Here is a 14,182-nt window from a genome sequence, read left to right on the forward strand (position 1 = left end):
CAGACATGAGCGAGACTCCCACCACTGACAGCGCCCCGGCCGAGTTGGAGCTGCTCATCGACGGGCCCGCCGCCGGCGGCACCTGCGTCGCCCGGCACCGTGGACAGGTCGTGTTCGTCGCGGGCGCCGTGCCCGGCGAGCGCGTGCGGGCGCGCACGGTCGGCGGGAAAGCGGCGACGTTCCTGCGCGCCGAGGTCGTCGAGGTGCTCGAGCCCTCCGGCCATCGCGTCCCCGACCGCCGGCGCGGCTACGCGATCGCCGGTGGGCCCCGGCTCTTCGGGGGAATGGAGTTCGCCCACGTCGAGCTCGCCCACAGCCGCGAGCTCAAGGCCCAGGTGCTCGCCGACCAGTTGGCCCGCATCGCCCACCTCGACCTCGCCCCGACCGTCGAGGCCGCCCCCGGGGAGACGACCGGCCTCGACTGGCGCACCCGGGTGCAGCTCGCCGTCGACGCCGCGGGACGGCCGGGAATGCTCGCCGCGCGCAGCCATGAGGTCGTGCCCGTCGCCTCGGCGCCGCTGGCCTGCCCCGAGATCGCCGAGGTGGCGCTCGCCGACCTGCGGCTGCCCGGGGCCGAGCGCCTCGAGTTCGCCTGGGCCGACGACCGCGGAGCGGTCATCGTGCGCGGTGCGCCCGGATCCGGACCGCTGAGCGAGCTCTCGCTGGCCCTGGGCCCGCAGTGGTCGATCCTCGCCGAGGAGCCCGCAGGATCCGGTCGCGGATCGAACGGCGCCGACGGCGGGCGGCCGGGAGTCGGACGGTCGGGGAGGCGCTCGCGCGGGCGCACCTCGGCGCGCAGTGCCTCGCGGCGCGGCGGGGCGGCCGGCCACCGGCAGCTGCGCGTCGTCCGCGGGAGTCACTCCCTCACCCAGACCGTGCTCGGGCGTCGCTTCGAGGTCGCCGCCGACGGCTTCTGGCAGGTGCACCGACAGGCCCCGAGTCTGCTCAGCTCCGTCGTCACCGCGGCGGTGCCCGCGGACACGACGACGATCACCGACCTCTACTGCGGAGTCGGCCTGCTCGGCATCGGCGCCGCCGCCGAGGTCGGGGCCCGGCTCCACGGCATCGAGGGCGCCCGGGCCGCGATCGCCGCCGCGCGGATCAACGCCGACGGACTCGACGCGCACTTCGCCGTCGGCCGCGTCGATGCCGCGGACCTGCCCGAATCGGACGTCGTCATCCTCGATCCTCCGCGTGCCGGAGCGGGACCGGCGGTCACCTCCTCCCTACTCGACTCGGGGGCGAGCACCCTCGTCTACGTCTCGTGCGATGCCGCGACGCTCGCCCGGGACCTCAAGGCCCTGCGGGCGGGAGGGTTCGAGATCGAGAGCCTGCGCGGCTTCGACCTCTTCCCGCTGACGGCCCACCTCGAGACGGTGACCGTCCTGCGCCGCTGATCCACCCGTCTCAGCCGCCGGCCGGGAGTCCGTCTCGGGCGGGCTGCGGCGACCGGGCGGGGAGCATGAGGAGGACGATCATCGCGATGAGCGTCATGAGGAACCCCCAGAGGGCCCACCAGCCGGGGGAGCGGCCCCGGCTCTTCGCGATCGAGTGGCAGACGACGGAGAAGATCGTGCCGACGAGGAGGGCGCCGAATCCGAAGCCGGCGCCGAACGTGAACGGGTCCATGCGAACTCCTGACGAGGGGACTGCAGCGGGGACGAGACCGCGCTGCCGGGGTTCCAGACTAGGAGCCGACGCTCGAGCGAGGCGCTGGAGGTGACCGGAGACCCGGTTCGGGAAAACCCGAGGCCGTGGACTCGCGTGACGCGGGGCCGCGGTCCGCGCGGGCGCGATCACGGGGACGCGCGACCGGCTCGCGGGGTTCTCGCGACGGTGGTCAAGACGGGCCGAATGCGATAGAATTTATCTTGATGTCAAGATACTTTTGGAAACAATTGTGTCGCGTAAATCGGTGCGCGGCGCATCGGCAGGACCGGTTCCGGGTATCGGATGAAACAGGAGAATCACGATGAGCAACGTCGATACGTTCAAGTCGAAGAGCACTCTGACCGTGGGCGCTCAGGATTATGAGATCTATCACCTCGACGCGGTCGAGGGTTCCGAGAAGCTGCCGTTCAGCCTCAAGGTGCTGCTCGAGAACCTGCTGCGCACCGAGGACGGCGCCAATATCACCTCGGAGCACATCAAGGCCCTCGGCGGCTGGGACCCGAGTGCGGAGCCGAACACCGAGATCCAGTTCACCCCGGCCCGCGTCGTCATGCAGGACTTCACCGGCGTGCCCTGCATCGTCGACCTCGCGACGATGCGCGAGAAGGTCGCCGAGCTCGGCGGCGACCCGAACAAGGTCAACCCCCTGGCTCCCGCCGAACTCGTCATCGACCACTCCGTCCAGATCGACTCCTTCGGCAGCTCCGACTCGATCGAGCGGAACATGGACATTGAGTACCAGCGCAACCGTGAGCGCTACCAGTTCCTGCGCTGGGGACAGACCGCGTTCGACGACTTCAAGGTCGTGCCCCCGGGCATGGGCATCGTCCACCAGGTCAACATCGAGTACCTGGCGCGCGTGGTCATGCAGCGCGAGGTCGACGGCGTTCTCCGCGCCTACCCCGACACCCTCGTCGGCACCGACTCCCACACGACGATGGTCAACGGCCTCGGCGTCCTCGGCTGGGGCGTCGGCGGCATCGAGGCCGAGGCGGCGATGCTCGGCCAGCCCGTCTCGATGCTCATCCCGCGCGTGGTCGGCTTCAAGCTCACCGGCGACATCCCCGCCGGAGTGACCGCGACCGATGTCGTCCTCACGATCACCGACATGCTCCGCCAGCACGGCGTGGTCGGCAAGTTCGTCGAGTTCTACGGCCAGGGCGTCGCCTCGGTGCCGTTGGCCAACCGCGCGACGATCGGCAACATGAGCCCCGAGTTCGGCTCGACGGCCGCGATCTTCCCCATCGACGACGTCACCATCGACTACCTCAAGCTGACCGGCCGCTCGGCGGAGCAGATCCAGCTCGTCGAGGACTACGCGAAGACCCAGGGCCTGTGGCACGACCCGAGCAAGGAGGTCGTGTACTCCGAGTACCTCGAACTCGACCTGTCGACCGTCGTGCCCTCGATCTCGGGACCCAAGCGCCCCCAGGACCGCATCGAGCTCACCGACGCCAAGAGCCAGTTCGCCAAGGACATCCACAACTACGCCGCCGCCGGCGAGGAGGGCAAGTCCGCGACCGTGGCCGCCGGCGACGGACAGGAGTTCGAGCTGACCAACGGCGCCGTGGCGATCGCCTCGATCACCTCGTGCACGAACACCTCGAACCCCTCGGTGATGATGGCCGCAGGCCTCCTGGCCCGTAAGGCCCGGGAGCGGGGACTCAACTCCAAGCCCTGGGTCAAGACCTCGATCGCACCGGGATCGAAGGTCGTCACCGACTACTACGAGAAGGCCGGGCTCATCGAGGACCTCGAGGCGCTCAACTTCTTCGTCGTCGGCTACGGCTGCACGACCTGCATCGGCAACTCCGGTCCGCTCGATCCCGAGATCTCCGAGGCCATCCAGGAGAACGACCTCTCGGTCACCGCGGTCCTCTCCGGCAACCGCAACTTCGAAGGCCGCATCAGCCCCGACGTGAAGATGAACTACCTCGCGTCGCCTCCGCTGGTCATCGCCTATGCCCTCGCCGGCACGATGGACTTCGACTTCGACAACCAGCCCCTGGGCAAGGACTCCGACGGGGTCGACGTCTACCTCAAGGATCTCTGGCCCTCGCCGGAAGAGGTCGAATCGGTCATCGCCTCCTCGATCTCGACCGACATGTTCGACACCGAGTACGGACGGATCTTCGACGGCGACGAACGCTGGCAGTCGCTGCCCACCCCGGAGGGCTCGATCTTCGAGTGGGACGACGAGTCGACCTACGTGCGCAAGCCGACCTTCTTCGAGGGCATGGGCCTCGACATCGAGCCGGTCACCGACATCGAGGGCGCACGCGTCCTCGCGAAGCTCGGCGATTCGGTGACGACCGACCACATCTCGCCCGCCGGCTCCTTCAAGGCCGACACCCCCGCCGGCCGGTACCTCATCGAGCACGGGGTCGAGCGCAAGGACTTCAACTCCTACGGGTCGCGTCGCGGCAACCACGAGGTGATGATCCGCGGCACCTTCGCCAACATCCGTCTGCAGAACCAGCTGCTCGACGGCGTGCAGGGCGGCTTCACCCGTGACTTCACCCAGCCCGACGGCCCGCAGACGACGATCTACGACGCCTCCGTCAACTACCAGGAGGCGGGCATCCCGCTCGTCGTCCTCGGCGGCAAGGAGTACGGCTCGGGATCCTCGCGCGACTGGGCGGCGAAGGGCACGAAGCTGCTCGGAGTGCGCGCGGTCATCGCCGAGAGCTTCGAGCGCATCCACCGCTCGAACCTCATCGGCATGGGGGTCCTCCCGCTGCAGTTCCCGGTCGGCGAATCCGCCGATTCGCTCGGACTCGACGGCACCGAGACCTTCGCGATCTCCGGTGTCACCGAACTCAACGAGGGCGCCGTGCCGAAGACCGTCAGGGTCGAGGCGAAGAAGGACGACGGCACGAGCGTCGACTTCGACGCCGTGGTGCGCATCGACACCCCGGGAGAGGCCGACTACTACCGCAACGGCGGCATCCTGCAGTACGTGCTGCGCCAGCTCGCGACCGCCTGAGCGGACCCGCTCGACGGACCCGCTCGACGGGATCGGGGAGGTCCGGCTGCCGACACGCCGCCGTGACCAGAGTCCCACCCACGCGCCCCGTCAGGCTTCGGCCTGACGGGGCGCGTGCTCGTCATCCGACGACGGTCGGTTCGTGTCCGTCGCGGCGAGACCGCGGGCACCGGTTCACCTCAGCTCGAGGGGATTCGGAGCGCGGCCGCTCGGCGGCCATGGCGACGAGCTCCCGGTGGCTGTCGTCGACGGGCAGATGCCAGGCCTGCCCATAGGCATCGGGAGCGTTGCCGAGGGCGGCCAGGGCGCGACTGGCGTCAGGAGTCCAGATGAGCGTGCGACGCCTGTGCGCTGCCTGCCGCACAGCCGGTGCGCTGCCTGCCGCGCTGCGGGTGTGATGCCTCACTCGGGGCCCGCGCGGAGGACGCCGGGCCGGAGGCGACGCGCTAAGATGGTCCGAGTGGAAATCGCAGCACCAATTGTTCATCGCGTGTTCAGGAGCGAGGCCGAATGACATTCCTAGAGTCGATCAGCTCGCCCTCCGAGCTGCGCGGGCTGGACGCGGCCGAATGCGAGGTCCTCGCCAAGGAGATCCGCGACTACCTCATCACGACGGTCGCGGGCACCGGCGGGCACCTCGGCCCCAACCTCGGCGTCGTCGAACTGACGATGGGACTGCACCGGGTCTTCGACTCCCCGCGCGACACCCTGCTCTTCGACGTCGGCCACCAGACCTACGTCCACAAGCTCCTCACCGGCCGCATCGCCGACTTCGCGACCCTGCGCCAGCGCGACGGCCTGTCCGGCTACCCCAGCCGGGAGGAGAGCGAGCACGACGTCATCGAGAACTCCCACGCCTCGGCGTCCCTGTCCTGGGCCGATGGGATCGCCAAGGCCCACCAGCTGCGGGGAGAGACCGACCGCCACGTCGTCGCGGTCATCGGCGACGGCGCGCTGACCGGGGGAATGGCCTGGGAGGCGCTCAACACGATCGCCGCCGACAAGTCGACCCCGCCGCGCAAGCTCATCATCGTCGTCAACGACAACGGTCGCTCCTATGCCCCCACGGTCGGCGGATTCGCCGACCACCTCGACGAACTGCGCACCACCTCCGGCTACGAGAAGCTGCTGTCGTGGGGCAAGAGCACGCTGAAGCAGTCCGGCGCCCCCGGGCGGGCCGCGTACAGCGCGATCCACGGCGTCAAGCGCGGACTCAAGGACATGGTCAGCGCCGAGCAGACGGGCATGTTCGACGAGCTCGGCATCAAGTACCTGGGCCCCGTCGACGGGCACGACCTGACCGCCGTCGAGAAGGCCCTGCAGCGGGCCAGGCACTACGACGGCGGGCCGATCATCGTGCACATGATCACCCAGAAGGGCCAGGGCTACGACCCCGCCGTCAACGACGACGCCGACCAATTCCACTCGGTGGGCGTCATCGACCCCGTCACCGGACGGTCGACGCCGTCGAAGCAGACGTCGTGGACCTCGGTGTTCGGCGACGAGATCCTCGACATCGCCACGACCCGTGACGACATCGTCGCGGTCACCGCCGCCATGCTGCTGCCGGTGGGTCTGCAGAAGTTCGCCGAGGCGTACCCCGAGCGCGTCTTCGACGTCGGCATCGCCGAGCAGCACGCCGTCGCCTCGGCGGCGGGACTGTCCTACGGCGGACTCCACCCGGTCGTGTGCATCTACGCGACATTCCTCAACCGGGCCTTCGACCAGATCCTCATGGACGTCGCCCTCCACGGTCAGGGTGTGACCTTCGTCCTCGACCGGGCCGGGATCACCGGGCCCGACGGGGCCAGCCACCACGGCATCTGGGACATCGCGATGCTGCGGATCGTCCCCGGGCTCAAGCTCGCGGCCCCACGGGACGGGGCCCGGCTGACCGAGGAGCTGCGGGAGGCCGTCGCGATCTCCGACGCCCCGACCGTCATCCGGTTCCCGCGGGGCAGCGTCGGCGCCGACATCCCCGCCGTCCGCCGTCTCGCCGACGGGGTCGACGTCCTCCGGGAGGTGCCCGCCGGCGCGTCCCGGGACGTCCTCATCGTCTCCGTCGGACCGCTCGCCGCCCGCGCCCAGGACGTCGCCGACCGCCTCGCCGAGCTGTCGATCTCGGCGACGATCGTCGACCCCAGGTGGGTCCTGCCGGTGCCAGGCAGCGTCATCGACACGGCCCGCGAGCACAGCCTCGTCGCCGTCATCGAGGACGGCGTGAAGATCGGCGGGATCGGCTCCCAGATCAGGGGGGATCTGCGCGCGGCCGATTCGCGCATCGGCGTCGTCGAGCTCGGCTCACCCGACGAGTTCCTGCCCCAGGGCACCCGTGACGAGATCCTCGAGTACGCCGGACTCGACGTCGCGACGATGGTCGAGGAGATCGTCCACATGCTGCCCGCCGACCTGCGCTCCCGGGCGCAGTCGCGCACGGCCGTCTGACACCGCCGGTTCCGCCCGACGGACCACGCCGGCGGGAACCGACCGTGCCTCGCTAGGGGTGGATCGGCCTCCCGGCCCTGACGGGTCCATCGCTCGAGTGAGCCCTGTGCCTGCTCAGCCCTCGGCCGAGTCCTCCGGCAGCGACTCCAGCGCCCTCTCGAGGACCGGGGCGCAGAGTTCGATCTGCCAGGCGCGCGCACCGTGGTCGGCGAGGAACCCGGGAACGTCGACGCCCGGCCTGGCCGCCAGCGCCTTGACGGCGGCCGGCTGCAGGAGCACATCGTGCGGGATCTCCATGTCCTCGGCCCGCACGGCGATCGCGGCCTTGAGCGCGGCCGTGCGCTCCCGGATGTCCGTGCGGCTCAGCGGGGACCGCAGCCCGTCGGAGGCCTCCTGACGCCGAGGCAGCTCCTCCGTGGTCAGTCGCGCGGCCTTCCGGTAGGCGCGGAAGAGTCGGGCGGACTCGGCCCGGGAGAGCTTCGGCCACAGCGAGAGGATGTCGTCGCTCGAGCGCACCCGCGACAGCGACAGCGCGATGAGCTCCCGGTCGCGGAGGATGCGCGAGGGCGCGATGTCGGATTCCGAGGCCATCGAGTCGCGCGCCCGCCAGAGCTCGCGGACCTTCGCGATGTCCTTGCGGGACTTGAGCTTCGACAGGCCCTGCGTCCGCCTCCACGGCTCCGCGTGGTGCTTCGGCGCGAAGGAGAGCAGGTGCTCGAACTCCTGGCGGGCGTACTCCCACTTGCCGGAGTCGATGAGCTCCTGCTTGAGGACGGCGCGCATCGGCAGCAGGACCTCGACGTCGAGGGCCGCGTAGTCGAGCCAGTCCTCGGGAAGCGGACGCACCGACCAGTCGACGGCCGAATGCTCCTTCGCCAGGCGCACCCCGAGCGCCCGCTCGGCCACCGCGGCCAGACCGAACTTCTCCCACCCGAGCAGCCGGGCGGCGAGCTCGGTGTCGAAGAGGGCCGCCGGGCGCATGCCGCGCTCCTGCAGGCACGGCAGGTCCTGGGTCGCCGAGTGGATGACCCATTCGTCGTCGCCGAAGGCTCCGTTGAGGTCCGCGAGGGTGCCCAGCGCCTCGGAGTCGAAGAGGAACGTGCCCGCCGAGGCGCGGCGGACCTGGACGAGGAAGGCGCGCTGGCCGTAGCGGATGCCCGAGGCGCGTTCGGCGTCGATGGCGATGGGGCCGGATCCGGCCGCCAGGCGCTCGACGGCGCGGGCGAACTCGCTCGCGGTGGCGACGACTGGCGGCGTCCCTTCGGCCGGGGATGTCAGCAGCGGTGGTTCTTCGGTCATCGACGTCGCCCGGGCAGGGCTGAAACTCCTTCAGGCAGTGGGGGCAGTCCGGCGACCGTGCACAGCAGGTCGATCCACGCCTCGAAGTGATCGCCGATCAGTTCCGGCTCCGCGATCACCGGGGTCCAGGAAGCGCGCAGCTCCAAGTCTATCGTGGCCGGACGGGTCGCAAGCGTCCCGAAGCTCTCGGACAGCACCCGCGTCGTGGTCCCGCCGGCGGCGACGACCTCGCAGCCGTTGGACTCGAGGGCGTCCTCGAGCCAGGTCCAGGCGACATGCCCGAGCATGGCCTCATTGCCCAGCTCGTGCTCGAGCTCGGCCCGGATGTAGGACACGACCCGGAACGGCCCCTCCCACTCGGCGGGGGAGTCGGGGTCGTAGAGGACGACGATGCGCCCGGTGGCGAGCTCCTCGATGGTCTCGCCGCTGGCGCGCATGAACGTCTCATCCGCACGGACCTCGGCCCCGAGGGCGTAGGAGTAGGGGGCCAGCTTCGCCGGCGCCGGGATCTCGGAGATCGACACGTTGTCCGTGTTCCGGGCGGCGCGCAGCACCGAGGTGACGGCGGAGAACTCCGCCGGAATCCGATTGAGAGGTGAGGTGTTGACCACACTCGCCACGATAGATGAGGCGGCAGGGCAGCGGAATCATCCACGCCGTGGCCGGTGAGGGAAATGTCGCCGGGGACCGGGCGGGAGTCAAGACGCCGCATCTTGAAAACACCCTCCGGTGGGCGCGCGGTCGGGCGGGATGGGAAGATGGGGACCATGACCTCCACCTTGCTGCCCGCCCTGCGTGCGGAGCCGATCGACCACACTCCGGTCTGGTTCATGCGCCAGGCCGGACGTTCCCTTCCCGAGTACCGGGCGCTGCGCGCGGGAACCTCGATGCTCGCCGCCTGCCGCGACCCCGAACTCGTCACCGAGATCACGTGCCAGCCGGTGCGCCGGCACGGAGTCGACGCGGCGATCTTCTTCTCCGACATCGTCGTGCCCCTGCAGGCGGCCGGCGTCGACGTGGAGATCGTGGCCGGGAAGGGCCCGGTCATCGCCGAGCCGATCCGCAGCCGCGCCGACGTCGACGCCCTCCCCGAGCTCGACCCCGAGCAGATTCCCGACATCGCCGAATCCATCGGCCGCATCAGGGCCGAGCTCGGCGACCGGACCCCCCTCATCGGGTTCGCCGGCGCCCCCTTCACCCTGGCCAGCTACCTCATCGAAGGGGGACCGAGCCGGAACCACGAGAAGACGAAGTCGCTGATGATCGCCGAGCCCGAGACCTTCTCGGCGCTGCTGGCCAAGCTCGCACGGATCTCCGCGACCTTCATCGACGTCCAGCTGGGCGCCGGCGCCCAGGCGTTCCAGCTCTTCGACTCCTGGGCCGGCTACCTCTCCCGGCGCGACTACGAGGACCATGTGCTCGAGCACTCGAGCGCCGTCTTCGCAACCCTCGCCGGACACGACGTGCCGAGCATCCACTTCGGCGTCCAGACCGGGGAGCTGCTCGGCGCGATGTCCCGGGCCGGGTCCACCGCGATGGGAGTCGACTTCCGGGTCGGCCTCGCGGACGCCTCGACGCGGGTGCGGCCCGGTCAGGCGCTGCAGGGCAACCTCGACCCCGCCCTGCTCTTCGCCCCGTGGGAGGCCCTGGCCCCGCGGATCGCGGCGATCGTGCGCGAGGGCCTCGAGCACGAGGGAGGCTTCGTCTTCAACCTCGGCCACGGGGTCCTGCCCGACACCGACCCCGAGGTGCCCGGACGCATCGTCGACGAGGTCCACCGGGTGTCGGCCGAGATCCTCGCCTCCCGCGTCTGATGCGCGTCGCGGTCATCGGCGGGGGAGTCTCCGGCCTCGTCGCGGCTCACCGGCTCGCCCCGCACCACGAGGTGACCCTCGTCGAGGCGAGCGAGCGCCTCGGCGGCTGCCTGCGGTCGACGGACCTCGGCGGAGCCTTCCCCGCCGGCCTCGACGTCGGCGCCGAGGCGAGCCTCCACCGGCGCAGGGAGACCCGCGAGCTCGCCGCGGAGCTGGGCCTGCCGCCCGAGTTCCCGTCGACGGCCCACTCCTCGCAGATCCTCGCGCGAGGCCGTCTCCACACGATCCCCAGGCGCACGGTGATGGGCGTGCCCGCCGCGCCCGCCGACCTCACCGACCTCCTCGGCGCGGTGGGGGCCGAGCGGGTCGCCGCGGAGGTCCTGACCCCGCCGATCGCCGACGACGTCTCCCTCGGCGGCTTCCTCGCCGCGCGCCTCGGCGACGATCTCGTCGACACCCTCGTCGACCCGCTGCTCGGCGGGGTGTACGCGGGACGCTGCCGGGATCTGTCCCTGGCCGCGACGGTGCCCGCGCTCCTGCTGGCCGCCCGAGCGGGCACCTCGGTGCTCGACCTCGTCCGCTCGCTCGTCGCCGCCCGCGACGCGGCGGCCGGACCGCCGCAGCCGGTGTTCATGACCACGGTGGGCGGGATCTCGCGGCTCGTCCCCGCGCTCGCGGACCGGATCCGGGCCGCCGGAGGCACGATCCGCCTCGGCGCCCCCGTCGAGTCCCTCCGCGCCTTCGACGGATCCTGGGCCGTGCGGGCACCCGGCCTCGACCTCACGGTCGACGCCGTCGTCGTCGCCACCCCCGCCCATGTGGCGACGGACCTCCTCGCCGAGGCGGCCCCCGGAGTCGCGCGGAGGCTCGCGGGCATCCCCTACGCCTCGACCGCCCTGGTCCTCGCCCTCATCGAGACCGGGAACCGGCGACTCGAGGGCTCCGGGATCCTCGTGCCCGCGACCGAGCCGAGCTTCATCAAGGCCGCGACCCACGTGTCGAGCAAATGGCCCTGGGTCGCCGACCGCCTGGCCCCCGGACAGGCGGTGGTGAGGATGAGCATCGGCCGCTTCGGCGAGGATCCGCGGGACTGGCGGGACCTGCCCGACGCCGAGCTCGTCGACCGGGCGTTCGGCGACTGGCAGGCGATCACCGGCCGAGACGACCGGCTCATCACCGCCGAGGTCCGCCGTTGGGACCGGGCCCTGCCGCAGTACCTGCCCGGGCACCTGACGACGATGGCCGACATCGATGCCGAGCTCCGCAGTGTCCCGGGCCTCGAGCTGGCCGGATCGGCCTGCACCGGCGTGGGCATCCCCGCCTGCATCGACCGGGCCGAGACCGTCGTCCGACGGCTCCTGGCCCACCCGAGCAACGACCACGAGAAGAAGGAGAAGGAATGAGCGACTACGCACACCCCACCGACGAGCAGATCGCGCAGGCGAACGCCGAGACCCGCTACATCGCCTACTCGGTGTTCGCCGCCGCCGGAGAGCTCGGCGACAGCGACCGGGCCGGACTCGCCGCCGAGGTGGACTCCGCCCTGGCGCCGCTGCGCGAACAGGGCCTCGTCGTCCGCGGCGTCTACGACGTGTCCGCCCTGCGCGCCGATGCCGACATCATGTTCTGGTGGCACGCCCCGACCGTCGAACTCGTCCAGGCCGCGTACTCGGCCGTGCGGCGCACCCTGCTCGGCGCGATCCTCGAACCCGTGTGGTCGGTCGTCGGCCTCCACCGGCCCGCCGAATTCAACAAGGCGCACCTGCCGGCGCTGCTCACCGACGACGAACCCGGCGACTACGTGTGCGTCTACCCGTTCGTCCGCTCCTACGACTGGTATCTCCTCGATCCGGCCGAGCGCTCGACGATGCTGCGCGACCACGGGATGGCCGCCGCTGGCTACAAGGACGTCAAGGCCAACACGATCGCCTCGTTCGCCCTCGGTGACTACGAGTGGCTGCTCGCCTTCGAAGCGGCCGAACTCCACCGGATCGTCGATCTCATGCGGGACCTGCGCAACACCGAGGCCAGGCTGCACGTGCGCGAGGAGGTGCCGTTCTACACGGGACCGCGCAAGGAGCTCGTCGACATCGTCTCCGCCTGGCGCTGAGTCAGTCCGCCGCGGGCCGCTCCTTCTTGACGACGTAGGAGTGGCCCGCGGCGTCCGTGCGCATCTCGAGGCCCATCGCGGCGAGCCGCTCGTGGCGCAGGTGCTCGTTCTCGTGGTAGCCGCCGGGGCGGGTGTGGTCGACCTGGGCGGGTCCGACGATCTTCCGGAAGAAGCGGTTGAGCCAGGCGACGCGACGCTGGGGATCGGAGCTGTCAGTCATGAGCGGTCCATTCGACAGAGGCCCGGTGCCGGCGCGGAGCCGGGATGCGGGTGAACGAGAGTACTCCTCCAGAGTACCCTGATCATTAGTGCACTCATCAATCGAGAGGACGGCTCCCATGTCGACCACCGAGGACCCCCTGGCCCTGGAGAGCCAGATCTGCTTCGCGCTCGCGGTGGCATCGCGGAGCGTGATCGCCGCGTACCGCTCCGTGCTCGAGCCGCTGCGGCTGACCCACCCGCAGTACCTCGTCATGCTCGCCCTGTGGCAGCACGAGACGCTGCCGGTGAAGAGGGTCGCCGAGATGCTGCGTCTCGAACCGGCGACCGTGTCGCCTCTCATCAAGCGCCTCGAGACCCTCGGCTATGTGAGCCGGGAGCGGAGCAGGCAGGACGAGAGGATCGTCGAGGTGTCCCTGACGGCGGCGGGCAGGGATCTGCGGTCGAGCGCCGAGTCGATCCCGGGAACGATGATGGCCAAGCTCGGCATGGACGAGGCCGGACTGCGGTCGCTGCATGCGACGATGACCGAGCTCATCGCCGCGGTCGACGCCGCGGAGTCGACCACGATCCGGCGGGCCTCAGCGGCCGGCTCCGGGGACCGTGCCGGCGCCGGTGACCCCGGTGTCGGTGAGCCCGGCGCCGTCGGTGAGCCGGCCTCCCGCGGGGCGTGACATCGGGGTGTGCTCGATCCCGTCCTCGGTGAACCTCGGGCCGTTGGGGGAGAAGCCGAAGGACCGGTAGAAGTCCTCGAGGTGGGTCTGGGCGTTGAGGGTGAGCAGCCCGTCGCCGTGCGCGGCGACGAGATCGGCGATGATCCTGCGCCCCCAGCCGGCGCCGCGGACCGCGGGGTGGGTCGCGACTCGCCCGATGCTCCGGGCGCCGGGCTCGAACGCCGGGCCGTCGGGAAATCCGGGCGGGAGCACGCGGGCGCAGGCGAGGGGCTCGAGGCTGACTCCCACCTCGGCGCCGTGGGTGTCCGTCATCGACTGTGCCGGGGCAGGGTAGAAGGCGTGGAGCGTGCCCGGCAGGGTGTCGACCCCGTCCTGGTCGAGGAACAGGCAGTCCTGCTCGACGACGAAGACGCGCGACCGCAGCTGGAGGATCCCGTAGAGCTCCTCGCCCGTGAGCGCGGCGAAGGGCTTGAGCACGAGTGCCGGCTCGTTCACTCCTGCCCTTCGGCCAGCTTGAGCGAGATCGAGTTAATGCAGTAGCGCTGATCCGTGGGAGTGTCGTAGCCCTCTCCCTCGAACACGTGGCCCATGTGCGAATCGCAGTTCGCGCACCTCACCTCGATGCGCTCCATGCCCATCGAGGTGTCGCGGATGTAGCGGACCCGGTCCTCGGCGAGGGGGGCGTAGAACGACGGCCAGCCGCAGTGCGACTCGAACTTCGTGTCGGAGGGGAAGAGGTCGGCGCCGCAGGCGCGGCACTGGTACATGCCCGCCGCCGTGGTGTCGACGTACTCGCCGGTGAACGGGCGCTCGGTGCCGCCCTGGCGCAGCACCGCGTACTCCTCGGGGCTGAGCACCTCCTGCCAGTGCAGCTCCGTCTCGTCCTTCGTCATCGCAACCTCCCGGGGTCGGTGTTCGATCGTCGTCCCATTGTCCCATGTGCCCCTGTCGGGCGGCGGCGGGC

14 protein-coding genes are annotated in these 14,182 nt (G+C 70.8%); 7 read left to right on the plus strand and 7 right to left on the minus strand.

The window, feature by feature from the left end:
• Positions 1-5: 5 nt before the first annotated feature.
• Entirely contained in the window at positions 6-1,397 is a 1,392-nt protein-coding gene (locus tag DFO65_RS11240) for a class I SAM-dependent RNA methyltransferase (protein ID WP_113904533.1), read from the plus strand.
• Between the two features lie 10 nt (positions 1,398-1,407).
• On the opposite strand, the gene DFO65_RS11245 is transcribed toward DFO65_RS11240, so the two are convergent.
• Positions 1,408-1,629, minus strand: a complete 222-nt coding sequence (locus DFO65_RS11245; protein ID WP_113904534.1) for a hypothetical protein — start codon at positions 1,627-1,629, stop codon at positions 1,408-1,410.
• Between the two features lie 343 nt (positions 1,630-1,972).
• Here DFO65_RS11245 and acnA point away from each other — a divergent pair, with 343 nt between their 5' ends.
• Positions 1,973-4,657 carry an aconitate hydratase AcnA gene (gene acnA, locus DFO65_RS11250; RefSeq protein WP_113904535.1) on the plus strand — a complete coding sequence of 895 codons (2,685 nt, stop codon included), beginning with the start codon at positions 1,973-1,975 and terminating at the stop codon, positions 4,655-4,657.
• Between the two features lie 121 nt (positions 4,658-4,778).
• Here the strand turns inward: acnA and DFO65_RS17200 are convergent, their stop codons facing one another.
• Positions 4,779-5,063, minus strand: a complete 285-nt coding sequence (locus DFO65_RS17200; protein ID WP_220151291.1) for a hypothetical protein — start codon at positions 5,061-5,063, stop codon at positions 4,779-4,781.
• A gap of 104 nt (positions 5,064-5,167) precedes the next feature.
• Between DFO65_RS17200 and dxs the strand changes: the two genes are divergently transcribed.
• Positions 5,168-7,102 carry a 1-deoxy-D-xylulose-5-phosphate synthase gene (gene dxs, locus DFO65_RS11260; protein WP_113904536.1) on the plus strand — a complete coding sequence of 645 codons (1,935 nt, stop codon included), beginning with the start codon at positions 5,168-5,170 and terminating at the stop codon, positions 7,100-7,102.
• Positions 7,103-7,216: 114 nt separating this feature from the next.
• Here the strand turns inward: dxs and DFO65_RS11265 are convergent, their stop codons facing one another.
• Together DFO65_RS11265 and DFO65_RS11270 are read right to left on the minus strand one after the other, a co-directional pair.
• Complete coding sequence (locus DFO65_RS11265) at positions 7,217-8,401, minus strand: HRDC domain-containing protein (RefSeq protein ID WP_113904537.1); 1,185 nt, start codon at positions 8,399-8,401, stop codon at positions 7,217-7,219.
• Positions 8,398-9,012, minus strand: a complete 615-nt coding sequence (locus tag DFO65_RS11270) for a DUF3000 domain-containing protein (RefSeq protein WP_113904538.1) — start codon at positions 9,010-9,012, stop codon at positions 8,398-8,400. Before DFO65_RS11270 ends, DFO65_RS11265 begins: the two co-directional genes overlap by 4 nt.
• Positions 9,013-9,168: 156 nt before the next feature.
• Between DFO65_RS11270 and hemE the strand changes: the two genes are divergently transcribed.
• From hemE to hemQ, 3 genes are read left to right on the plus strand one after another with little or no spacing between them, the layout of a single operon-like run.
• The gene (gene hemE, locus DFO65_RS11275; RefSeq protein WP_113904665.1) at positions 9,169-10,215 is read left to right on the plus strand and encodes a uroporphyrinogen decarboxylase; all 1,047 of its coding nucleotides are present in this window, start codon (positions 9,169-9,171) and stop codon (positions 10,213-10,215) included.
• Positions 10,215-11,618, plus strand: coding sequence for a protoporphyrinogen oxidase (gene hemG, locus DFO65_RS11280; protein ID WP_245940654.1), 1,404 nt, complete (start codon positions 10,215-10,217; stop codon positions 11,616-11,618). The genes hemE and hemG overlap by 1 nt, the downstream gene beginning before the upstream one ends.
• Positions 11,615-12,325: a hydrogen peroxide-dependent heme synthase gene (gene hemQ / locus DFO65_RS11285; RefSeq protein ID WP_113904539.1), complete on the plus strand. Its 711-nt coding sequence runs from the start codon at positions 11,615-11,617 to the stop codon at positions 12,323-12,325. Before hemG ends, hemQ begins: the two co-directional genes overlap by 4 nt.
• Position 12,326: 1 nt before the next feature.
• Here the strand turns inward: hemQ and DFO65_RS11290 are convergent, their stop codons facing one another.
• Entirely contained in the window at positions 12,327-12,545 is a 219-nt protein-coding gene (locus DFO65_RS11290) for a hypothetical protein (protein WP_113904540.1), read from the minus strand.
• Between the two features lie 118 nt (positions 12,546-12,663).
• On the opposite strand from DFO65_RS11290, the gene DFO65_RS11295 reads away from it, so the two are divergent.
• Complete coding sequence (locus DFO65_RS11295; protein WP_113904541.1) at positions 12,664-13,218, plus strand: MarR family winged helix-turn-helix transcriptional regulator; 555 nt, start codon at positions 12,664-12,666, stop codon at positions 13,216-13,218.
• Here the strand turns inward: DFO65_RS11295 and DFO65_RS11300 are convergent.
• Together DFO65_RS11300 and msrB are read right to left on the minus strand one after the other, a co-directional pair.
• Positions 13,126-13,713 (minus strand): GNAT family N-acetyltransferase, encoded by a 588-nt coding sequence (locus tag DFO65_RS11300; RefSeq protein ID WP_113904542.1) that lies wholly within the window; start codon positions 13,711-13,713, stop codon positions 13,126-13,128. The two genes, DFO65_RS11295 and DFO65_RS11300, sit on opposite strands and share 93 nt — an antisense overlap.
• A complete protein-coding gene (gene msrB / locus DFO65_RS11305) occupies positions 13,710-14,111 on the minus strand; it encodes a peptide-methionine (R)-S-oxide reductase MsrB (RefSeq protein ID WP_113904543.1) in 402 nt (133 codons plus the stop codon). Before msrB ends, DFO65_RS11300 begins: the two co-directional genes overlap by 4 nt.
• Positions 14,112-14,182: the final 71 nt, after the last annotated feature.

Source organism: Brevibacterium sanguinis (assembly GCF_003315415.1).
Classification (GTDB): domain Bacteria; phylum Actinomycetota; class Actinomycetes; order Actinomycetales; family Brevibacteriaceae; genus Brevibacterium; species Brevibacterium celere_A.

What these genes read in the sequence shown, in the direction of transcription:
- hemG (WP_245940654.1), top strand. Translation starts at nt 10,215, where the DNA reads ATGCGCGTCGCGGTCATCGGCGGGGGAGTCTCCGGCCTCGTCGCGGCT.
- acnA (WP_113904535.1), top strand. Translation starts at nt 1,973, where the DNA reads ATGAGCAACGTCGATACGTTCAAGTCGAAGAGCACTCTGACCGTGGGC.
- DFO65_RS11295 (WP_113904541.1), top strand. Translation starts at nt 12,664, where the DNA reads ATGTCGACCACCGAGGACCCCCTGGCCCTGGAGAGCCAGATCTGCTTC.
- hemQ (WP_113904539.1), top strand. Translation starts at nt 11,615, where the DNA reads ATGAGCGACTACGCACACCCCACCGACGAGCAGATCGCGCAGGCGAAC.
- DFO65_RS11290 (WP_113904540.1), bottom strand. Translation starts at nt 12,545, where the DNA reads ATGACTGACAGCTCCGATCCCCAGCGTCGCGTCGCCTGGCTCAACCGC.
- DFO65_RS11240 (WP_113904533.1), top strand. Translation starts at nt 6, where the DNA reads ATGAGCGAGACTCCCACCACTGACAGCGCCCCGGCCGAGTTGGAGCTG.
- DFO65_RS11265 (WP_113904537.1), bottom strand. Translation starts at nt 8,401, where the DNA reads ATGACCGAAGAACCACCGCTGCTGACATCCCCGGCCGAAGGGACGCCG.
- msrB (WP_113904543.1), bottom strand. Translation starts at nt 14,111, where the DNA reads ATGACGAAGGACGAGACGGAGCTGCACTGGCAGGAGGTGCTCAGCCCC.
- hemE (WP_113904665.1), top strand. Translation starts at nt 9,169, where the DNA reads ATGACCTCCACCTTGCTGCCCGCCCTGCGTGCGGAGCCGATCGACCAC.
- dxs (WP_113904536.1), top strand. Translation starts at nt 5,168, where the DNA reads ATGACATTCCTAGAGTCGATCAGCTCGCCCTCCGAGCTGCGCGGGCTG.
- DFO65_RS11245 (WP_113904534.1), bottom strand. Translation starts at nt 1,629, where the DNA reads ATGGACCCGTTCACGTTCGGCGCCGGCTTCGGATTCGGCGCCCTCCTC.